This window comes from Micromonospora sp. DT41, from assembly GCF_049841715.1.
In the GTDB taxonomy this organism is placed as follows: Bacteria; Actinomycetota; Actinomycetes; order Mycobacteriales; family Micromonosporaceae; genus Micromonospora; species Micromonospora profundi.
Genome location: NZ_JBNCKU010000031.1, coordinates 1 through 22,571, shown reverse-complemented (window position 1 = coordinate 22,571; position 22,571 = coordinate 1). Strand labels below are relative to the sequence as shown.

The 22,571-nt window shown below is 69.6% G+C and carries 9 protein-coding genes; 2 read left to right on the top strand and 7 right to left on the bottom strand.

Going from position 1 to position 22,571, the window contains the following annotated elements:
- Positions 1-839, bottom strand: an 839-nt coding sequence (locus ACLQ23_RS31035) for a non-reducing end alpha-L-arabinofuranosidase family hydrolase (RefSeq protein WP_425881482.1), incomplete at its 3' end; no start/stop codon positions are given.
- A gap of 351 nt (positions 840-1,190) precedes the next feature.
- On the opposite strand from ACLQ23_RS31035, the gene ACLQ23_RS31030 reads away from it, so the two are divergent.
- Positions 1,191-2,864: a Na+/H+ antiporter gene (locus tag ACLQ23_RS31030; protein WP_425881481.1), complete on the top strand. Its 1,674-nt coding sequence runs from the start codon at positions 1,191-1,193 to the stop codon at positions 2,862-2,864.
- Between the two features lie 107 nt (positions 2,865-2,971).
- Here the strand turns inward: ACLQ23_RS31030 and ACLQ23_RS31025 are convergent, their stop codons facing one another.
- Entirely contained in the window at positions 2,972-5,485 is a 2,514-nt protein-coding gene (locus ACLQ23_RS31025; protein WP_425881480.1) for a M14 family metallopeptidase, read from the bottom strand.
- Between the two features lie 293 nt (positions 5,486-5,778).
- Between ACLQ23_RS31025 and ACLQ23_RS31020 the strand changes: the two genes are divergently transcribed.
- Positions 5,779-6,291: a hypothetical protein gene (locus ACLQ23_RS31020; RefSeq protein ID WP_355598510.1), complete on the top strand. Its 513-nt coding sequence runs from the start codon at positions 5,779-5,781 to the stop codon at positions 6,289-6,291.
- 34 nt (positions 6,292-6,325) lie between these two features.
- Here ACLQ23_RS31020 and ACLQ23_RS31015 read toward each other — a convergent pair whose 3' ends face one another.
- The 5 genes from ACLQ23_RS31015 to ACLQ23_RS30995 all read right to left on the bottom strand — a co-directional run bounded on the left by ACLQ23_RS31015 (position 6,326) and on the right by ACLQ23_RS30995 (position 22,554).
- Positions 6,326-7,075 (bottom strand): thioesterase II family protein, encoded by a 750-nt coding sequence (locus ACLQ23_RS31015; protein WP_355598516.1) that lies wholly within the window; start codon positions 7,073-7,075, stop codon positions 6,326-6,328.
- Between the two features lie 34 nt (positions 7,076-7,109).
- Positions 7,110-8,045 (bottom strand): TauD/TfdA family dioxygenase, encoded by a 936-nt coding sequence (locus ACLQ23_RS31010; RefSeq protein WP_425881479.1) that lies wholly within the window; start codon positions 8,043-8,045, stop codon positions 7,110-7,112.
- A 78-nt stretch (positions 8,046-8,123) separates the two neighbouring features.
- Positions 8,124-9,551 (bottom strand): MFS transporter, encoded by a 1,428-nt coding sequence (locus tag ACLQ23_RS31005; protein WP_355632396.1) that lies wholly within the window; start codon positions 9,549-9,551, stop codon positions 8,124-8,126.
- Entirely contained in the window at positions 9,515-10,501 is a 987-nt protein-coding gene (locus ACLQ23_RS31000; RefSeq protein WP_355632397.1) for an ornithine carbamoyltransferase, read from the bottom strand. The genes ACLQ23_RS31005 and ACLQ23_RS31000 overlap by 37 nt, the downstream gene beginning before the upstream one ends.
- On the bottom strand, positions 10,501-22,554 hold the full coding sequence (locus tag ACLQ23_RS30995; RefSeq protein WP_425881478.1) for an amino acid adenylation domain-containing protein: 12,054 nt from the start codon (positions 22,552-22,554) through the stop codon (positions 10,501-10,503). Before ACLQ23_RS30995 ends, ACLQ23_RS31000 begins: the two co-directional genes overlap by 1 nt.
- Positions 22,555-22,571: the final 17 nt, after the last annotated feature.

The window sequence follows — 22,571 nt, the reverse complement described above, 5'->3', positions numbered from 1 at the left end:
AACGCCGTCGGCCCCCACTGATACGCCAACACCCAGATGTTGCGCGGCGCGAAGTAGAACAACGACGGCGCCACCGTCGCCGACGACATCGCGTTCTGCGACGCCGACGCCATCTCGGAGTAATTCGTGAACAGACTGAAGTTCATCGAACCCCACCGCGTACCCGTGTCATGCGTGGTCGCATACACCAACTGCCGACCGTTGTACGGCGCCACAGTGAAGTCCTTCAACGACACCCAACCCGACCTCGGCTGCGCCAACACCCCAGTCGACGACCACCGGTACGTCGACGGAAGGTTGCAGGACGTGGGGGGCGGAGTCGTCGGAGGTGGAGTCGTGGGCGGAGGGGTCGTCGGTGGCGGGGTGGTCGGTGGCGGCGACGTCGGCGGCGGGGGCGTCGGGCCCGGAGGGCTCGGCACCGTACCGCCGGTGCACGTCACGCCATTGAGGGCGAAGCTCGACGGCACCGGGTTGCTGCCCGTCCACGACCCGTTGAAGCCGAACGACGTCGTGCCGTTGGTCGGGATCGAGCCGTTGTAGCTCACGTTCCGCGCGGTAACCGCAGCGCCGCTCTGCGTCAGCGACGTGTTCCACGACTGCGTAACGGTCTGCCCGGCGCCGAACGACCAGGTCAACGTCCAACTGCTCACGGGATCGCCGAGGTTGGTGATCGACACGTTGGCGCCGAAACCGCCCTGCCACTGCGACGGCACGGCGTAGTCCACCGAACAGCCTGCGGCCGCGGCGCCGGCAGGCATCGCCGCGACCACCGTCGCCGACACCAGCAACGCGACGCCAGCCGACGCCAGACCGACATTTGTTGCTCTGGATCTGACCATGAAGCACCCTCCTAACGGGTCGGCGGCCGAGGCATTCGCGAGGATGATTGTTTTGTGAACGTTAACAGCCGCGTCAGGTATATTACGGGAGCGCTCCCATACACTCAACGTCATCTATAGATGGTCTTCGGGCTTCCGCGCATGCGGCAGCCACCCGGACGGAGACTGGCTCTCCGGCGGGCGTTCGGATTTGATCAAGCAGGTACGCTCGGCACTGCTGCAGAGCGCACTGCCCGGCGTCAACGGGTGTCATTGGGTGTCATCACCGGACACGACCAGCCGACCGGGCCGCGAGCCGGCAGCCGACCGACCGACCCCGCGCCCCGCGCCGCTCCAGAGGGAAGCCACCAGGTGAGCACCCACTCGATGCTGCTGTTCGTGCTCGCCGCCGTCGCGGTCATCGTCGTCGTACGGTGGGTGGCGGCGCGCACAGGTCTGCCGGCGGCGGCGCTCCTGCCGCTCATCGGCATCGCGTACGCACTACTCCCCGGCCCCAACGTCGGCCTGGATCCCGACCTCGTGCTCATGGTCGTACTGCCGCCGTTGCTCTACAGTGCCGCGCTGGACTCGTCGCTGCTGGACATCCGCCGCAACCTGCGCATCGTGGTCAGCCTGTCGGTGATGCTGGTGCTCCTCACCGGGCTGCTCGTGGGGCTCGGGTTCCACCTGTTCGTCGCCGGGGCGACACTGGCCGCCGGGATCGCGGTCGGCGCCGCCATCGCACCCCCCGACCCCGTGGCCGCGCTCGCGGTGGGCCGGCGGGTCAACCTACCTCCAAAAATGATCACAATCATCCAGGGCGAAGGGCTGCTCAACGACGCCACCGCCCTGACGATGCTCAGCGTCGCGGTGGCCGCCGCCGTCGGCGGGGAGTTCTCGTTCCCCGAGGCCGTCGGGAAGTTCGTGCTGGCAGCGGCCGGCGGGATGGCTGTCGGAGCGGTCGTCGCCAGGCTGGTCCGGCTGGCCCGACCGATCACCGCGGACCCGTTGCTGTCCAACGCCCTCTCGCTCGCGACACCGTTCGTGGCCTACCTGCTGGGCGAGGCACTGCACGTCTCCGGGGTGCTCGCCGTGGTGGTCGCCGGGCTCATCGTCGGCCACCAGACGCCCCAGTTCGGCTCCGGCGCGGCCCGGTTGCAGACCAACGCGGTCTGGCGGCTTGTCGACTTCCTCCTCGAAGGCTTCGTCTTCCTGCTCATCGGCCAGCAACTCCCCGAGGTCATCAAGGGCCTGCGCGACTACGACACGTCGACGATCGTCATCGCCGTCGCGGTGTCGGTGGGCGTGGTGCTGCTGCTGCGTCCCGCGTGGCTCGTGCTGACCCAGTCCCTGCCCCGGTCGCTGCACACCCGGCTGGGTGGCATATCCGAGCAGGACGACACCGACGAGCCCGGCAACGCCCGGCAGATCGCGCGCGCCGACCGCAACGCCGAACGGCTCAGCCTCCGCGAAGTGGTGGCACTGAGCTGGTCCGGCACGCGCGGCGTCATCAGCCTGGCCGCGATCTTCACGCTGCCGCTGACCACCGACAGCGGCGCGGCTTTCCCCGACCGGAACCTCCTGCTGTTCTGCACCCTCGTGGTGGTCCTCGTGACGCTCGTCGGGCAGGGCCTGACGTTCGCGCCGCTCGTGCGGATGCTCGGCCTGCGCGCCAACGAAACCGACCAGGCCCGGGTACGCAACGAGGCCCGCTCGGCGGCTGTCGAAGCCGCCCTGGCCCGCCTCGACGAGGTCGTCGCCGAGGAACCGGACAGCGCCGAGGCCGTCAACGCCATCCGTACGAAACTGCTCGCCCGGCTGAAGCGCTACCGGGGACGGCTCGACCTGCTCCAGCAGAGCGGATCCGCCGAGATCCCCACCTCACCGGAGTACGAGACGGCGCTTCGCATCCGCCGGATGTCCATCGACGCGCAGCGGGAGGAACTCGTGCGCTGGCGTGACTCCGGCCGACTGCCCGACGAGGGACTCCGCGTCCTGGAACGGGAACTCGACCACGAAGAACTGCTGCTGCCGAAGCGGGGTTAATGACGCTTGGCGTCTGACGGGGACGTCAGCGCCGTGCGGGGCCTGGACGACCATTGCCTCGCCAGTGTGATGGAACCACTGGCGAGGCAATGATCAGCCGATGTGCGCTACTTCTTCTTCGCCTCGATCTTGATCGTCGCGGTGCGGTAGTTGTTGCGCTTGTCGTTCTTCGTCGGGTCGTAGCCCTTCTCGATGTTGCCGGCGCTGTCCACCGAGAACCAGTTGAAGGTCGTCGTCTCGGTCACGTGGAACACCTGACCCGGCTCACGGAACTCGGTCGCCGCGTAGCGGGGCGACTCGAGCGTGGGCCGGCTGCCGTCCGTCGTGTAGTAGATGGTGGCCGGCTCGCTGGTCTCGAAGTGCACGTTGACCGGCCCGGTGTACTTCCCGTTGCCGGGAACGAGGTCGGACGTCGGCTTCTTCTTGTCCTTGCCCCAGTCCGCCGCGACCCGGAACATCTCCATGATGCCGTTGGCGTACTCCATGGTCTCGGCGTGGCCGCTGACCAGCTCGGGGTTGCCCTCCCACGCCGGCTGGAACGAACCGCCCTGCCAGTTGCCGGTGGCCGGGTTGTAGATGGAGCCACCGACCTCCCAACCGAAGGCGTAGATCCCGTAGGTGTGGTACAGGTCCTCGCGGACGTTGCCCGCCGAGGAGTAGAGGACGTCGGACGAACCGCCGACGTTCTCCGGCGTCACGACAGTCTCCCGGTGCGCCTTGACCTGCCCCAGGATCCGGGAAGCCGACTGCCAGTAGAACGCCTCGTCACCGAGCGGCGGGCGCGGGGTGGTGATACGCCCGTCGGCGATGTAGGCGCCGGGCTGCCAGAACAGCTGACCACCGTTGGAGTGCACCGACATCATGAACTTGATGTTCTTGTACTTCTCGACCAGCCAGATGATGTTCTTCGACTCGGGCTCGGACAGCTTCTCCGGGCCCTGGTAGGTGCCGCTTGTGCAGACGGACGAGCCGCCGGAGTAGCCGTCCTGGGCAGACCCGACCCGGTAGTTCCGGTTCAGGTCGACACCCCAGGAGTTCCGGTTCGCCGGGTCGGCGGCCGAGTCCGCGCAGTGGTTCGTCAGGTTCTTACGCTGCGAGGCGAAGTTGTAGAAGCTGTAGTTCGCCCCGTCGGGGTTGTTGGAGAGGATGAAGAAGACGTCGGTGTTGTCGACGATGTTCTTCGTCTCCTTGTCGGTCTTGTAGTTGTGCACCAGGCGCTCGGCCGACTCCAGGCTCGTCGTCGCCGGCACCCACTCGCGGGCGTGGTCCTGCGCCTGGATCAGCACGCCGGGCTTCTTGCCGTCCCGGTGCTTACCGATCCGCAGAACGGGGATGGTGACGGGGCCGCGCGGCACCTCGCCCTCCGGCGCGCCGACGCGCTTCTCGTCGAGGAAGTCGGTCAGGGCGACCGGGCCCTCCGTCGGTACGACGATGCCGGTGCCCGCGTTGTTGCGGTACGGGTGCGACCTGTCGATGAGGCCCTGGGACTGGGTCCGCAGTGCCTCCGCCACCTGCACGGCAGTGCTCGACAGCGCACCGGAGGCGTCCTTCGCGAGCAGGACGCGGACCGCCTTGCCAGTGACCTCCACCGCGAGCGGGAGGTTGGCCCCCGACCGGTTCACGAACTCGACTGTGACGTCGTTGCCGCCCTCGTGGCCCCACGCCGCACTGCTGACGACGACAGCCGACTGACCCGTGCCACCGATCGTCGCCTGCGCCTTGCGCTGGTAGCCGTTCGTCTGGTTCGGGAGGTAGACGATCTCGGCGATGCCCGGGTACTGCTGGGCGATCTCCTTGGCGCGGGCGAAGAGCTGCTGCGGGTGCTTGTAGCCGTCAATGAAGTCGGACTTGTAGCCGGGCTTCTCCGTCAGCGGCGACGGGGCGTTCTCCAGCCAGTCGGAGACGACGCCGGTGGTGACACCGCCGGTGGAGCTGGTGACCCGGATCTCGCTCGGACGCGTGTCGAGCTTGAACAGGTTCCGGTGGAACATGTACTGCCCGGAGTCCACGAACCGGCTCATCGTCCGCGCGAACTCGAACGGCGTGCCCTTGCCCGAGTTGTTCTCCAGCTGCATCCCGACAATCGGGTTGGTCTGCTGCCCCTCGGTGGTCCGGGCCTCGACGTACAGGAAGCCCTGACCCTTTGTGGTGAACCAGTCGGCGCGGGCGATGCGTACCGTCGCCAGCGCCGGATCGGTCGCCGGCGGCTGCGTCGGGCCGGCGGCAGGGCCCTTGGGACCCTTGGGGCCCTTGAGACCGCCGTCGGCCTTCTCGCTCCACTCGAAGCGCGTGTTGTCGTCGAGAAGCTGCACGCCCATCGACTTCAGCTTGGTGAGCTCGTCGTCGGTGACCACCACCTCACCCTCGATGCCGTCCGGCACACGCTTGAGGCCGTGCTCGATATCGAATCCGGCGGCGACGACCTTGTCCAACATGTCGGCGCCGGCCAGCTTGATGTCTACATGATGTGCCTGCTTGAGGTTCTCGAGCGGGGAATGCCCGGAACCGCCCGTCGCCCTCGGGCCCGTCGGGTCCGCACCGGCGGGCCCGGTCGACACGAGGACGCCCGCCACCAGGGCGGGAACGGCGAGAAGTGCGATGCGCCGTTGTATGCGCCGCATGTGCCCCTCCTTCTACTTGCGACGATGTGCTCTGCTGGCCGACCCCCGCACGGCCGTTCCTCACCGAGGACGGCCGTACCGAACTCGCGTGCCGTGTGCCTGGGTACGACGAAGGTGGTGTTGCCGTTGCGGAAGGGGGTGGGGGTCATCAGCGCGCTGAGTTCCGGAGAGCGTAAGGGCGTTCCATCGCTTCGCCAGCTGGGCTGATCCGAATTTGAGCATTACTTGAGGCACGGACGGCACGCCGTCGAGGGCGGAAAACCGTTGCGCCCGGCGCCCGTACACTCCACCGCATGGCCAAGGGTCGATCGGTTCTGCTGTTCTCGATGGTGCTGGCCGCTCCCCTGCTCTGGTGGTCCGGCGTCACCTCCACCGTGTCCAGGGCCCGCGTCGACCTGCCGACCGACGACCAGACCCTGGTCGATGCCCTCTCCAGCTACCGGTCCGCCGCTCTGGTCCTAACCGGCTTCTACGTACTCATCAACCTGCTGCTCATCCTGTCCCTGCTGCCCAACGAGCAGCGACTACGCCAAGGCCGGGTCGGCACGATCATCCGCGCGGTCATCGGGGTGGTTCTCGTCACCGGCGCGGCGTGGTTCGAACACCGGTTCAACCCGGTGACCTCCAACTGGAGCGGCGAGGCGGACGCCTCGAGCATGGTCCGGGACCACGCGAGAGCCTGGGACCCGGCGGTCGGGATCCTCTGGATCGTCACCAATGGGGCGGCCGCCGCCTCGGTCGCCGTACGAGCCATCAGGGCACAGTGGGAGAGCGGCCGGCCCAAAGCGCCCTCGACGTTGCCCTGACGTCTTCACCACCACTTTGGACCTGGTCCGTCGGTCAGCCCAGGCGGGCGGTCACCCCGGCGACCACCTGATCCTGTTCCGGCACGAGATAGAAATGGTCACCGGGGAACGTCGCCATCTCGAAGCCGCCGGTGGTCAACTCCCCCCAGGCGCGAACCGTCGCCGTGCTGCAGGTCGGGTCCTCGGTGCCCAGATAGGCGACGATCGGGGCCTGGACCTTCGCGGGCGCCCGCGGCAGGTGCCGGTAGAGCATCCGCAGGTCCCCCCGGAGCGAGGGCATGATCAGTTCGCGGAGCTTCGGCGACTGCAACAGCACCGGGTCGACCTCGCCCAGAGCGCCGATCCGGCTGAGCAGGTATTCGTCGTCGGCGAGGTCCGGATCGAGCTCGACCCGGCAGATGTGCGGCGCGCCGTGTCCCGAGACGAAGAGGACACTCGGCGTGAACCCGTACCGGGACTCCAGGAGCAGGGTGACCTCGTACGCCACCGACGCGCCCATGCTGTGGCCGAAGAACGCGATGGGCCGGTCGAGGTACGGCACGAGCACGTCACTGATCCGCTCGGCGAGCACGTCCATCTGGTCCACGCACGGCTCCAGCACCCGGTCCTGCCGACCCGGATAGCAGACCGCCAGCAGATCGGTGGCGCCGTCGAGGAGCCCCGCCCAGGGTTGGAACACGTTGGCGTTCCCACCGGCGTGCGGGAAGCAGACCAACCGTAGGTCGGACCGCTCCGCACGGCGGAAGGACCGCAGCCACCGGCCGCGTGCCTCGGCACCCGTCATCTCCACTCTTCTCCTCCCGCCACAGTGGCCCCGGTCAGTCCGACATCGCCACCAGGATGCGGCGGCTCCCCGTGTAGGGCCGGCGACCATGGGCCACCAACACGTTGTCGATAAGCAGCAGGTCGCCGACCCGCCAGTCCACGTCGATCGCCGCGTCCAGCCCACGATCGCGGATCTGGAACACGTACTCGTCGGGGATCGGGCTGCCGTCGGCGAAGGTGACCGACTGCGGCAGTTCGTCCTGCGTCATCACCTGGGTCATCACCCGGGCGACCTCGTCATCCAGAGCCGCCGGATGCCACTGGTCGCTCTGGTTGAACCACACCTCCACCCCGGTCACCGGGTGCCTGGTGGTGGACGGGCGGACCTGGCTCACCCGCAGCCCGTCGGCGGTCCACTTCCACGTCGCCCCGGTGCCGCTCAGGAACTCCTCGACCTCCGCCTGGTCCTCGGTCTCGAAGGTCTGCTGCCAGCTCTTGCCCAGCCCCAGGCCGTCGTGGAGGTTCTGCTGGTAGCACACCCCGCCCGCGAAGGCCGCGCGGACCTCCGGGTCGAGGGACTCCAGCCAGAGGTTGGCGTCGACAACCGGTGTGGCACCGCCGGTCGGCGCGGCGACCTGGCAGTAGAACAGCAGACGCGCCGGCCAGTGCGCCGCGTACGACAGTTCGTTGTGCATGGAGATGGTGTACGGCGCCGGATACTCCGTCGACGTGTAGACGTTGCGGCCGACCTTGGTGCGCGGCGAGTTGCCGTGCACGTAGGCGAGCCGGTTGGGCAGCACCATGTCCATCACCGAATCCAGCGCGCCCGGCTCGACGCCGAAGCCCCGGAACACAAGCGCCTTCTCAGCGGTGAGCAGCGCCATCAGGTCCAGCTCCCGGAGATGGCCGATCAGCCCGTCAACGGTGGCTGCGCATCCGGCGCTGCAGGGCGTGATCTCGTGCGGCTGCCACGTGCCGTTCTCGCTCATCGGTCGGTCTCCTCCACGCCAGGGTCGGTCCACTGCCGGCAGCCTCACGTGGACAGCCATATTTCCTCGATATCGGGCTCAGCCACGCGGATCGCGGCCGGCCGCCGTCGCTGCCAGCTCCGCGTCCGCCCGCTCGGCTGCCGCCCGCTCCGCGTCGGCCCGCTCGGCCGCGGCCTGCTCCGCCGCCGCCCGCTCGGCCTCCGCCCGCTCGGCCTCCGCCTCGGCCCGTTCCGCCTGGGCGGCGGTACGGGTGCCGAAAGCCAGCACCGCGAACACCGCGATCACCACCATCGTCGCGCCCACGACTGCCAACGCCACCTCGATGCGTACGGCGTCCAGCAGGAAGCCCGCGAGCAGCGCGCCTATCGAGTTGGCACCCGAGGAGAGGAGCGTGAAGATCGAGCCGGCCCGGCCCCGCAGCTCGTCGGGAGTCGTCCTGAGCAGGTACAGCACCCCGGCCACGTTGCCGATCCCAGCGCCGTAGTTGATCAGCGCCAGGAGCACGCTCACCGCCACCAGGCCGGGCGCCACCACCAGCAGCGGCATCAGCACCGCCCACGCCAGGTGGATGCCGATCATCATCCGGCGGATGCCCCACCGCTGCAGGAAGGCGTTGCTCGTCATCGCGCCAGCCATGCCGAAGACGCTGTTGACCGCCAACAGCACCCCGACCGTTGCGGGAGAGCCGTCCCGGTCCTTGACCAGCACCACAAGCCCGAGACCGAGGACCTGGAAGAGGATGTTGCTGGCCGCGAAGAGACACAGCGCCCGACGCAGGTAGAGCTTGCCCCAGATGAAGGCGACACCTTCCCTGATCTGGGCGATCAGCCCGCCCTCTCCGCCGTCCGACGATCGGGGCGCCCGCAGGTCCCGCCGGACGAACAGCAGTGTCACAAGCGACATCAGGTGCACGACGGTGGCGAACAGGAACGGCGCGAACCGGGCCACGGAATAGAGCACGGTGCCGGTCGGCTGGCCGAGGATGCTCGCGGCGTTCGCCCGCGACTCGTTTGCCGCCAGTGCCCCGCCCAGTTGGTCGCGGGGCACCACGGCGCACACCGCGGCCCGTTCCGCAAGCGTGTAGCAGATGCCGAGGGTGGCCTCCAGGAACGCGACCACCATCAGGTGCGGCAGCCACACCGCGTCGAGCAGCACCACCGCCGCCACGCTGCCGACCCCGAGAATCCGGCCGGCGGTGCAGACAAGCATCGTCGTACGCCGGTTCCACCTGTCGACGAGCGCGCCTGCCGGCAGCTGGGCAACCAGGTTCGGCAGCAACGCGGCGAAGGTGACGAGGCTGGCCGCGGTGGCCGACCCCGTCGACCAGTAGACAAGCAGCGTGTAGCCGATGGAGGTGGCCCGGGCACCGAGCGCGGAGAGCCCCGAGCCGGTCCAGAGCAGCAGGAAGTTCCGGTTACGGGTGAGCTTCGCCGGGCGACCGGCGGGTGCGCCCGCCGGCTCGGTGACCGTCACAGCGTCGTCCCGCTCGAAGGCGAGCGGCACCACTCAAGCACCGCCATGGCGCTGTAGAGCTTGTTCTCCGCCTGTGGAAACGCGATGCTCGCCGGCCCGTCGAGGACCTCCGAGGTCACCTCCTCGCCGCGATGTGCCGGCAGATCGTGCAGGAAGACGGCGTTCGGGCTGTGCCGCCAGAGCTCCTGTTCGACGCGGAACGGGGCGAAGACCTGACGCCAGTCCGGGTCCGGCTTCACAGTGCCTGTGGTCTGCCAGCGGGTTGTGTAGATGGCGTCGAGATCGCCTGGCAGGTCGGCCATGTGGCACCGCTCGACGATGCTCGCCCCACTGACCTCGGCCTGCCGGGTGGCGTCGGCCAGGATCTGGGCGGGCAGGCCGTAGCCGGGCGGGGTGCGCAGTTCCAGTTCCACGCCCGGAAACCGGGTGAGCGCAAGGGCGAGCGCGGTGGCCGTGTTGTTGGCCTCCCCCAGGTAGAGCAGACGCAGCCCTTCGATCCGGCCGAACTGCCGCAGCAGCGTGGTCAGGTCCGTCAACGCCTGGGTGGGGTGCTCCTCGGCGCTCATCGCGTTGACCACCGACATCCGGCTCTGGGCAGCCCAGGCCCGCAACTCGGCCGGGTCACCGGCCGTACGGGCGACCAGCACGTCGAGCATGCCGGACAGCACCCGGCCGGTGTCCTCGCTGGTCTCCCCAGTGTTGGTCTGGAGGTCCTGCGGACCGTACTGGATCACGCCGGCGCCGAGCCGCAGCGCGGCGCTTGTGAAGGCTGTCCGCGTACGCGTCGAGGTCTTGAGGAAGTAGACCCCGGCCACCTGCCCGGCGAGCGGGCTGCCGCACTCCCCGGCGGCGAACGCGGCGCCCCGGGCGACGATCGAGTAGAGATCCTGTTCGGTCAGGTCGCGGATCGACACCAGGTGCCGTACCTGGCGGGCCGTGGGGTGGGTGGCCGTCGCGGAGATGGCCGGCACGGTCGTCGTCATCACATGTCCTCCGTCCGTGCGGTGTTCGACATCAGCAGCGACATGACCTCGTCGCCTGCCTCGCCGTTTGTCAGCAGCACCAGTCCGGTCCCGTCCGGAACCCGACCGGTGGTGAGCGCCCGGTAGCCGCTGGTGCGGCCCCGGTGGGTGAATTCGACGTGCGTCTCGGCGCCACCCTCGATGCGGTCCACCATGCAGCCGAGCCCGAAGACGCCGCCCGGCCCGGTGGTCAGTTGCGCCAGCACCAACTCCCGGCTGAGCACTGCCGGATCGCCCCGGTAGGCGGTCTGGATCTCCCCGGTCAGCGTGGCCAGGTCGGTGGCGGTGGTCCAGAGACCGGCCGCCGCCAGGTCCGCGCGTACCTCCCAGCCGTGTGGGTGCGGTTCGCCTCGCTCGTCGTGCCCGGCGGCCACCGGCCGGCCGGACGTCTCCGGGAAGCTCTGGTCGAAGCTGCTGCCTGTCATTCCCAGCGGCGCGAAGACCAGCTCGGCCATCAGCTCGGCGAAGGGTGTCGCTGTGACGTCCTCCATGAGCTGCTGGACCACAACGAAGTGGCTGTTGCGCTCCACAGCTACCGGATCGGGCGCGTCGAGCGCGCGTACCGGGTCGGTGGGCACTCCACGGCCCAGCAGCAGGTCCGTCAGCGGCGGCACCGGGCCGCCGCGCGGGTGGCCGGCGCTGCCCGTCGACGTCAGCCCGGCGACGTGGCTGAGCAGTTGCCGCAGGCTCACCGACCGGGCGGTGGGCAACTGCCAGGCCTTGAGGTACGCGTTGACGTCCGCGTCGAGCTGGAGTGCTCCCCTGTCGACAAGGGCCAACGCCCCCACCGCCGCGACCAGCTTGCTCACCGAGCCCACCTGGAAGATGGTCGCCGGAGTCACCAGGGCGTCGCCGCCCGCGACGAGGTGTCCGACCGCGCGGACCTGCACCACCTCGCCGTCGGCAAGCACTGCCAGCGACGCGCCGGGTACCCGCGCCTCGGCGAGCAGAGGAGCGATCCGCGGCAACTGTGCGATCCGAGGCAGCGCCACGGCTCGTACCGCATCGGCCCGCGATGGCGGATCGGCCGGGGTGAGGGCGGCGGCGAGGTCGGCCAGCGGCCGATCCAGCATCGCCTGTTGCAGGGTGAGCGGGAGGCCGGCCTGCCGGGCGGCGGTGACCACGGGCACCACAAGCAGTGAGTGCCCGCCCAGAGCGAAGAAGCGGTCCTGACGACCGACCATCGGCACGTCCAGCAGCTCGGCCCAGATCCCGGCGAGGATGGTCTCGGTAGGCCCCTGCGGTGGGGCGATCTCCGCCTCCGTCCGCAGTGGTGCCGCCGGCAACGCCCGCAGGTCCACCTTGCCGTTGGGATTGAGCGCGATGGCGTCGACCGGCACGAAGGCCGCCGGAACCAGGGCCGCGGGCAGCCGCCGGGCACAGTGCCCGGCCAGGTCGTCAGAACCACCCACGTGGTACGCGATCAGCTGGTTGCCCCCGCCCGGTGCCGGGCGGGCCACCACCGCCGCGTCGCGTACGGCGGGATGTTCGAGGAGCACCGTACGGACCTCGCCCGGCTCCACCCGGTGCCCGCGGATCTTCACCTGGTCGTCGACCCGGCCGAGCAGGTCGAGCTGCCCGTCGGGCAACCACCTGCCACGGTCACCGGTGCGGTACAACCGGGAACCCGCCGGCCCGTACGGGTCGGGCACGAACCGGGAGGCTGTGTACTCGGGCCGTCCCGCGTACCCCCGGGCCAGTTGCGGCCCGCCCAGGTAGACCTCGCCGACAACGCCGGCCGGCACCGCGTTCAGCCGGGCGTCCAGCACATAGGTACGCATCCGGCCGAGCGGCCTGCCGATCGGCGCGACCTGGCCGGTGAGCGCGCCGGTCACCGGGTAACGGCTGACGGCGACTGTCGCCTCGGTCGGTCCGTACTCGTTGAGCAGCACGGTCCGTGGTGCGAGTTCCTGCCACCGCGCACAGGTCCGTGCGGTGAGAGCCTCGCCGCCGAGCACCAGCACCGGTGTCAGTGCGGCTGCCTGCTCGGCCGACAACTGCCCGGCGAGCAGGTCCAGGTGACTCGGGGTCAGTTTGACGAAGCTGAACGGTCCCGCCTCTGCCAGCCGTGGGCCGAGTTCGTCAAGCCCGGCGTCGGCGGGCAACAGCCACAGCCGCTGCCCGGCGACGAGCGGCGCCCAGATGGTTGTCACCACCATGTCGAAGGCCACCGAGGAGAACAGCGCCGCGCCACCGGACCGGTCGGCCACGAGCTCGTGCACCGCCCAGCTCAGGTAGTCGGCAAGGCTGCCGTGGCTGACCTGCACGCCGTTCGGCTGTCCCGTCGACCCCGACGTGAAGATCACGTACGCGAGTTGGTCGGACTCGGTGCGGCCGGGAGGCTGCTCGTCCGGGTGGGCCGCTATCTGTTCAGCGTCGACGTCCAGCAGCACCTTCTCGACGCCGCTGAACCGGTCTGCGTAGGCGGTGCTGGTGACCACGACTGTGGCTCCGGCCTGGGTGAGCATCGACGCGATCCGCGCCGCCGGGTACGACGGGTCGATCGGCAGGTACGCGCCGCCCGCCCGCCAGATGCCAAGCAGGGTCGTGACGAGGTCCGTACCCCTGTCGAGCAGCACCCCCACCACCCGCTCCGGCCCGACGCCCCGCTCCCGCAGGTGCCAGCCGAGCCGGTTCGCCGCCGCGTCGAGGCCGGCGTAGCTCAGCTCGCCGACCGCCTCCGCGTCGCCCGCGATGGCGGCGGTGTCCCGCACCAGGTCGGGCACCATGCCGGGTTCCGGCACGATCTCGTCGGCCGACTCGGCCCAGCCCACGAGCACGTTGTGCCGTTCGGCGTCGGGCAGCAGGACCGCGCGGGCGTCGCCGTCCGGGTCCGCCACCATCGCGTCGAGCACGAGCCGGTACATGGCGGCCAACCGCTCGACCTCGGCCCGCTCCAGGTGGTCGCTGTCGCTGCTCAGCTCCAGGTGCCCTGCGACCGCCGAGACGGCAAGGGCGAACTCCGAGCTGGCGGCGGCGTACCGGGGACCGGACTCGACGTGCTCACCGACCACCTCGTCGAAGTCGAGGTAGCTGAAGTAGACGTCGAGCAGGCGGGTGCCGGAAACCGCCGGTCGGATCGCCGGCGCGGGGTAGCGCCGGTGCGGCCACATCTCGACCTCCGTGGCGTGCACCCGGCGGACCAGTTCGGTCCAGGTGGCGCAGTCGCGCTCGTACGGGAACGGCAGAGTGTTCAGCGACATGGCGTACACCCGTTCGCTGCCCGGCATGTCCGGCCGGGTGTGACAGACCAGGCCGCTGTAGAACCGGGGCTCGTCGGTGAGCTGGCCGAGCACCGTCAGGTGCGCGGCGTGCAGCACCGCCTTGAGCGAGACCCGCGCGGCGGAGGCCAGCGCGCGAAGCTGCGGCTCCAGATCGCGGAACGGCACCCGGGCCGTGTGGGCGGTACGCGTCGGCGGAGGCGACGTGGGCTGCCAGCCGGCGGGGAATGTGAACTTCGCGCACCGGTTCATCAGGTCCTGCCAGTACCGCCGGTCCGCCGGAGATTCCAGGGCGCGGCGCTCCCCGGCGATGAAGTCGGCGAACCGCACCTCCGGTAGCGGCTCCGGCTCCACCCGGGCACCGCCACGCATCGCGCGGTAGCGGTCGAGGATCTCCGCGACAAGCGCGTGCAGGCTCCAGCCCTCGACGACCACGTGGCAGATGGTCAGTACCAGCCGCCAACTCCGGTCGGTCTCCTGGCAGACGGCGAACCGCAGCAGCGGCGCTTGATCGACATCGAACGGCGACCCGTACTCCACTGCGATCAGGCGGCGCAGCTCGGCCTGCCTGTCGTCCTCGGACAGCCCTCGCAGGTCGTGCGGCACGACAGGCACCCGCACCTCGGAATGCACGAGCTGCATCGGCACCGAATAGCCGGTCGGGTCCACCGAGGAGCGCAGCACGTCGTGCCTGTTGACCACGGAGTGCACGGCCTCGCGGAGCGTCGGCAGGTCCAGCGGGTCGTCCTCGCGGACGAGGAAGGACGTCACGTTGTGGTAGTGGTTCCAGCCGTTGTCGGCAAGCATCTCCAGCAGCATGCCGAGCTGCACCTGCGACAGCGGGTACGCGTCGGTGAGTCCGTCCGGCAGCAGAGCCCGGTCCGGGGCGGACACCAACTCGAACGCTTCCACCGGACGGTCGACGTGCACCGGTCCGGTGCGGTCGACAAGCGCGGCGCAGAGCCGGGAGACGGTCTGCAGGTCCATCACGTCGGCGACCGAGACGTCGAGCCCGGCCGTCCGCAGCGTGCTGGCCAGCACCAGCGCCTTGATCGAGTGGCCACCCAGCTCGAAGAAGCCGTCCTCGACGCCCACCGCGGGCAGGCCCAGCACCTGTGCCCAGATCCCGGCGACCCGTTCCTCCAGCTCGGTACGTGGACCGACGATGGCCCGCCCGTCGCCGGGATCGCCGTCCCGCGGCGCGGGCAGCGCGCGCCTGTCGAGCTTGCCGCTGTTGTTGCGGGGCAACTGGTCCAGCGTCACGAACGCCGCCGGGATCATGTAGTCCGGCAGCGTGCGGGCCAGCGCCGCGCGCAGCTCGCCGGTACTCGGCCGCTGCCCGGAGGCGGCGGCCAGGTACCCGACCAGTCGTGGATCGCCGGCGGTGTCCTCGCGCAGGACGACAGCCGCCTCGGTGACCTCCGGCAGCGCGGCCAGCGCCGACTCCACCTCGCCCAACTCGATCCGGTAGCCGCGCAGCTTGACCTGGTCGTCGAGCCGGCCGAGGAACTCCACGCTGCCGTCGGGCAGGCGGATCCCCAGGTCGCCGGTGCGGTACATCCGGTTGCCGGCGGGGCCGTAGGGGTCGGGCACGAACCGCTGTGCGGTAAGCGCCGGCTGGTTCAGGTAACCCCGGGCCACACCGTGCCCGGCCAGGTGGATCTCGCCGGGAACGCCGAGCGGCGTCGGGTGCCCCTGCTGGTCGAGCACGTACATGCGCAGGCCGGCCAGCGGACGCCCGATCCGGCTGCCCACTCCGTCGGCGAGATCGGCGCGGGTGATCCGGTGATAGGTGGAGTAGACGGTGGTCTCGGTGATCCCGTACATGTTGACAAGGGCGATACGGGCCAGCCCGAGCCTGTCGACCCACGGGGTGAGCTCGGCGAAGTCGAGTCGCTCGCCGGCCAGGACCACCGCGCGCAGCGCCAGCCGCCGTAGCCGCTTGTCACCGTCGGCGGCCAGCCGGACCAGGCCGCGGAAGGCCGTGGGGGTCTGGGCCAACAGGGTCACCTCCTGCTCGACAAGCAGGTCGAGCAGGTCGTCGGGCACCCGGGCCACCGCCGGAGGCACCACCACAAGTCGGCTGCCGTGCAGCAGCGCGCCCCACAACTCCCACACCGAGACGTCGAAGGCGTACGAGTGGAACAGGGCAACCACGTCGGTCTCGTCGGTGGCGTAGTGCTCCTGCGCGCTGTCGAGCAGCCGCAGCACGTTGGTGTGGCTGACGCAGACACCCTTCGGGCGGCCGGTCGAGCCGGAGGTGTAGATGACGTATAGCGGATCGTCGGCGTCGTTCACCGGCGCCGGGTCGGTCTCCGGGTGGCCGGTCAGGTCGGTGCGGTCGAGCAGCACCAGGTTCCCGCCGTAGCCGGCCAACGCGTCGACGTGCGCACCCGTGGCGACCACCGTCCCGGCGCCCGCGTCGGCGAGCAGGTACGCGATGCGCTCGGCCGGCTGGGTCGGGTCCAGCGGCAGGTAGGCGGCACCGGCCTTGATCACGCCGAGCAGGGCGGGCACCAGGTCGGCGCCCCGGTCCAGGCAGACACCGACCACTGCGCCCCTGCCCACACCGGCCGCCCGCAGGTGCCCGGCGAGCCGGTTGGCCTGTGCGTTCACCTGCGCGTACGTCAGCCGGGCCGGGCCGGCGACCACCGCTACCGCCTCGGGTGCGGCTGCCGCACGGGCCTCGAACAGCTCGACCACGGTGCCGGTCACCGGCTCCTCGACGCCTGTGTCGACAACGCCGAGCAGCCGCTCCCGCTCACCACCTGGCAGGTGAACCGCCTGGGCGTCGCCGTCCGGGTCGGCGACCATCGCCGCCAGCACGGCCCGGTACATGCCGGCCAGTCGCTCCAGGTTGGCCCGCGAGAGCACGTCGGTGCGGCTGGAGATCTGGTAGTTGCCTCGGTGCGCGAAGACCGACAGCTCGAACTCGGTCGCACCGTCGCCGGCGCTGCCGACGACGACAGGCTCGGTGCCTGTCGTGCTCGCGCGCTGCCCGGCGCGGGAGAAGTCCTGGTAGTTGAAGAGCACCCGCAGCAGCCGCTGACCGCTGCCGCGCTGGATCTCCGCAAGGGGGAACCGCCGGTGCGGCCAGAGGTCGACCTCCCGATCGAAGACGTCGGCCACCAGGTCGCGCCACGTCCGGGCGCTGCGCTCGTAGCCGAACGGCAGCGTGTTGAGATACATGCCCTGCACCCGGTCGGCCCCGAGCACCTCGGGTCGGGCGTCGCAGACCAGCCCGGCGTGGAAGCGCTGTTCTCCGGTGAGTTGGCTGAGCACCTTCAGGTGCGCCGCGTGCAGTACCGCCTTGACCGAGACCCCGGAATCGGTGGCGAAGCGCGCGACGGCCTCGTCCAGGTCCGCTATGTCGACGGTTGTCGAGTTGGCAGTCGGGTCGCCGGGCTCGCCCCAGCCCGCGGGCAGGACGAACGGGCTGCTCCCGTCGACCACCGCGCGCCAGTAGTCCCGGTCCTCGTCGGACGCCAGTGCGGACAGTTCGGCGGCGATGAAGTCGGCGTAGCGCACGGTCGGCTGTTCGGTCTCGGTCGGGCTCCGCCCGTCGGCCAGGTCGGCGTAGACGGCAAGCAGTTCGGCGAGCAGCTGCGCGTTGCTCCAGCCCTCGGTGACCGCGTGGCAGATGGTGAAGCTCAGCCACCAGCTCTCGTCGCTGTCCTGGTGCGCGGCGATGCGCAGCAGTGGCGCGACGGTCAGGTCGAAGGGGGTGGCCCGCTCGGCCGCGACGAACTCCTGGAAGAGTCGCTCCTGCTCGTCGGCGGGCACGTCCCGGCCGTCCACAACTGTCACCTGTGGGGTCACCTCGGCGTGCACGAGCTGCATGGGCACCGAGTAGCTCGTCAGGTCGAACGAGGTGCGCAGGATCTCGTGCCGGCCGACGACCGTTGCCACGGCGGTCCGCAGCGCCTCGGCCGAGAACGGCCGCCCGTCGCGGACCTGGTGGGCGATGACGCTGTGGTAGGCCGCCCGGTCGCCGCTGGTGGCCAGCTCGACGAGCATGCCGAGCTGGGTCTGCGCGGCGGGGTAGGCGTCGGTGAGGCCGTCCGGCAGCGCGGCACGGTCGGCGTCGGTCAGCAGCGCGAAGGGCGCTACCGGCTCCCACTCGTCAACGCCCTCACCCAACGACGCGGCGAGTGCCCGCACCGTCCGATACGCGAAAACATCCCGCACACTCGTCGGATAACCAGCCGCCCGCAACGCGCCCACCAACGACACCGCCAGCATCGAATCACCACCGAGATCAAAGAAACTCGACTCGACACCAACAACATCCACACCCAGAACCCGCGCCCACACCTGGGCAACAACCCGCTCCACCACCGACACCGGAGCCACAAACACACCCGCATCACCCAACACCGGCACCGGCAACTGCCGCCGATCCACCTTCCCATTCGGATCCACCGGCACCACATCAACAACCATCACCACCGAAGGCACAAACACCTCCGGCAACACCCCCCGCAACACCTCCCGCACACCCACCACATCAACACCGACACCCGGGTCAACCGGCACCACATAACCGGCCAACACCCGCCGACCATCCACCTCCACCACCGACGCCACCGCATCCCGCACACCCACACAGGACCGCAACGCCGACTCCACCTCCCCCAACTCCACCCGCACACCACGCAACTTCACCTGCGCATCCAACCGACCCAGGAACTCCAACGTCCCGTCCGACCGCCACGCCACCGCATCCCCAGTCCGATACAACCGCGACCCCACCGACCCAAACGGATCCGGCACAAACCGATCCGCCGTCAACCCCGCAGCACCCCAATAACCCCGACCCACACCGACGCCGCCGAGATACAGCTCGCCAGGTACGCCGATCGGGACCACAGTGAGGTCCTCGTCGAGGACGTAGAGCCGCAGGTTGGGGTGCGGGCCGCCCAGGGGCACCCGGGTCAGCTCGGCCAGGGCGTCGGGGTCGCACCGCCAACTGGTGACGTCGACAGCCGCCTCGGCGGGCCCGTAGGTGTTGTGCAGTTCGCAACCGGGCAGAGCCGCCAGGAACGCCCGCGCCACGTCGACGGGCAACTCCTCGCCGCCGACCCCGACGGAGCGCAGCGAGGTGCACTGCTCGAGGCCCTCGGCGAGGAGCGCCGGCAGCATCGTCGGAACGAAGTGGACCGTCGTCACCTGCTCGGCGATGATCAATTCGCGCAGGTACGCGGGGTCGCGGTGGCCGCCAGGTCGGGCGACGACGATCCGCGCGCCGGCCGACAGTGCGGCGTAGACCTCAGCAGGTGAGACATCGAAGCCGATCTCGGTCTTCTGGAGGACGACGCCGTCCGGGCCGAGGCGGTACACCTCAGGCAGTACGTGTTGGGTGCGGTTGACGAGGCCGGCGTGGGTGACGACCGCGCCCTTCGGCCGGCCCGTCGAGCCCGACGTGTAAATCACATAACAGGCGTTGTCCGGACCCACCAGCGGCGGCACATCCACACCAGACTCACCAGCCCACAACCCCGGTCGATCAACCAACACCACCTCAGCCGACAACCCCGACACCCCCGCCACCAACACCGACGACGTCACCACCACCGACGCACCCGCGTCAGCAACCATCAAACCCAAACGCTCAGACGGATAACCCGGATCCAACGGCACATACACACCACCGGCCTTATGCACCGCCAACATCGCCACAACCTGATCCACCGAACGATGCAAACAAACACCCACCAACACCTCGGCACCCACACCCACCGAACGCAAATACCGAGCCAACCTGTTCGCCGCCGCATTCAACTCCGAATACGACAACGACACCCCACCACCAGAAACCGCAACCGCAGCACCATCAGAAGCAGCCCTCGCCTCAAAAGCCGAGAACGCCACCCCCGACACCGGCACCACAGAACCCACACCAACCCGCGACAACCACTCCGCCTCACCAGACGGCACACACACCACCCGCGAATCCCCACCCGGATCCGCAACCATCGACTCCAACACCACCCGGAACATCCCCGCCAACCGCACCAAACCCGCCGACCCAAACACCCGCCCGTCACCGACGAGACGGATCACGGTCGGGCTGGCACCGACGGACAGGAGGAATTCGGTGGCGGCAACGTCGCTGGCGGTCCGCTCGTCGGTGGCATCGTCGGCCCGCGCGGTGTGGCCGTCGGGCGTCGGTGCGGCGCCCGGTCCGCCCGCGTCCTTCCCACCGGAGGGGTCGGTGCGGGGCTCGGTGTAGCCGAAGACGACGTCGATGGGGTGCGCGTCGGCGCCGGTCAGACGCCGCACCGCCGGCAACGGAAAACGCCGATGCGGCCACAACCCCACCTCACCGTCGAACACCGACCGCACCAGATCACGCCACGAACCCACACCCCGCTCAAAACCAAACGGCAACACATTGATGTACATCCCATGCACACGATCCGCGCCCCGCACCTCCGGCCGCGCATCACACACCAACCCCGTGTAAAAACGCCGCTCCCCCGACAACTGACTCATCACCTTCAAATGAGCCGCGTGCAGAACGGCCTTGACGGGTACGCCGAGGCTGCTGGCGAGCCCGCGCAACGCGGGGTCCAGGTCGGCGATGTCCAGCTCGGTGCGGCACACCTGCCGCGGGCCGGACTCGGTCGCCAGGGTGTCCGGCAGTGTGAACTTAGGCCTACCGGTCACCACGTCCCGCCAGTAGTCGGCGTCCGCCTCGGAGTCGAGCGCCGACAGTTCGGCGGCCACGAAGTCTGCGTACCGGACGGCCACCGGTTCGACGGGTGTCGGCTGCTCGCCGCGCCGCCGCCGGTGGTACCCGTCGCGCAGGTCGGCTAGCAGGAGGTTGAGGTCCCAGCCGCCGGTGATGAGGTGGCTGACGGAGACGGTGAGCCACCAGCCCTTGTCGTCCTCGCGGTGCACTGCCACCCGCAGCAGCGGCGGCGGTGACGCCAGGTCGAACGGCCGCCCGCGCTCGGCGGTGACGTACGCCGGATGGCCGCTAGCGTCGGGATGCACAGCGATCGGCACCTGCGCCTCGGCGTGCACGAGCTGCATGGGCACCGAGTAGCCGGTGAGGTCGACCGAGGTGCGCAACGTGTCGTGCCGGGCGACAAGCTCGGCGAGGGTGGCGCGCAGCGGCTCGACGTCGAAGGGCAGCCCGTCGTCGACACGCATGGTGTGGACGATGTGGTACGGCCTGGCGGCGTCATCCTTGGCGATCTCGACAGCCATGCCCACCTGGGCCTGGGTCGCCGGGTAGGCGTCGGTCAGGTCGGCCGGCAGAGCAGCCCGATCCGCGTCGCTGAGCAACGCGAACGGCGCCACCGGCTCCCACTCGTCAACACCCTCGCCCAGACTTGCCGCCAGCCCGCGCACGGTCCGGTAAGCAAAAACATCCCGCACACTCGTGGCGAACCCAGCCGCCCGCAACGCCCCCACCAACGACACCGCCAGCATCGAATCACCACCGAGATCAAAGAAACTCGACTCGACACCAACAACGTCACGACCCAAAACCCGCGCCCACACCCCCGCCACCGTGCGCTCCACCACCGACACCGGCGCCACAAACACCGACTCATCACCGAGCACCGGCACCGGCAACTGCCGCCGATCCACCTTCCCATTCGGATCCACCGGCACCACATCAACAACCATCACCACCGAAGGCACCAACACCTCCGGCAAAACCCCCCGCAACACCTCCCGCACACCCACCACATCAACACCCGAACCACCAGGCACCACAAAGCCGACCAACACCTGCCGACCATCCACCCGCACCACCGACGCCACCGCATCCCGCACACCCACACAGGACCGCAACGCCGACTCCACCTCCCCCAACTCCACCCGCACACCACGCAACTTCACCTGCGCATCCAACCGACCCAGGAACTCCAACGTCCCGTCCGACCGCCACGCCACCGCATCCCCAGTCCGATACAACCGCGACCCCACCGACCCAAACGGATCCGGCACAAACCGATCCGCCGTCAACCCCGCAGCACCCCAATAACCCCGACCCACACCCACACCGGCCACGTACAACTCGCCGGGGGCGCCCATCGGCACAGGCTGGAGCAGGTCGTCGAGCACGCGCAGGGTGATGTTCGGGAAGGGGCGTCCCAACGGAACCCGGGACACGTCGGCCAGGTCGTCGGTGGTGCAGTGCCAGCTGGTGACATCCACCGTGGTTTCCGCTGGCCCGTAGGTGTTGTGCAGCTCGCAGCCGGGCAGAGCCGCCAGGAACGCCCGCGCCACGTCGACAGGCAACTCCTCGCCGCCTACCGCAACGGAACGCAGCGAGGTGCAGTCGGTGATGCCCTCGGCGAGCAGCGCCGACAGCATGCTGGGCACCAACTCGATCGAGGTGACCGACTCGGCGATGATCGTGTCGCGCAGGTACGCCGGGTCGCGGTGTCCACCGGGCCGGGCGACGACGATCCGCGCCCCCGTCGACAGTGCGGCGTAGATCTCGGCAGGCGAGACGTCGAAACCGATCTCGGTCTTCTGGAGGAGCACGCCATCGGCACCGAGCCGATTGATTGTGGGTGCGACGTGGGCGGTCCGGTTGACCAGGCCGGCGTGGGTGACGACCGCGCCCTTCGGCCGGCCCGTCGAGCCCGACGTGTAAATCACATAACAGGCGTTGTCCGGACCCACCAGCGGCGGCACATCCACACCAGACTCACCAGCCCACAACCCCGGCCGATCAACCAACACCACCTCAGCCGACAACCCCGACAACCCCGCCACCAACACCGACGACGTCACCACCACCGACGCACCCGCGTCAGCAACCATCAAACCCAAACGCTCAGACG